This window comes from Agrococcus sp. HG114, assembly GCF_024723325.1.
Lineage (GTDB): Bacteria > Actinomycetota > Actinomycetes > Actinomycetales > Microbacteriaceae > Agrococcus.
This window is the reverse complement of the sequence record NZ_JANQCH010000336.1, coordinates 1-313: the sequence shown is the minus strand read 5'-3', so window position 1 is coordinate 313 and position 313 is coordinate 1. Positions and strand designations below refer to the sequence as shown.

Here is a 313-nt window from a genome sequence, read left to right as displayed (position 1 = left end):
GCGCCGGGCCATCAAGACCGGAACGATTTGGGATAACAGTTCGACCTCGTAAGCAACGAAGTCGGCAGGCGTTGTATTTTTGCCATGGGGCCTGATCACCCCCGCTGGCCGGAGAGACACTGAATGAGCACTCAGACCGAGACGCAGGACGCCGAGGTTTCGACCGACGGGCCCCTGCTCGATCTGACCGACGCCGGCGTCAAGAAGTTCATCAAGCAGGCCAAGGCGCGCGGCTATGTCACGATGGAGGAGCTGAACAAGGTTCTCCCCAGCGAAGAGGTGACCCCCGACGCGATCGAGGACACCTTGGCCA

General features: G+C 61.3%; 1 protein-coding gene. It reads left to right on the top strand.

The features are described 5' to 3' along the window. Nucleotides 1–123: 123 nt before the first annotated feature. Nucleotides 124–313: RNA polymerase sigma factor region1.1 domain-containing protein (locus NWP09_RS13485; RefSeq protein ID WP_258275976.1), on the top strand; the 190-nt coding region annotated here is incomplete at its 3' end.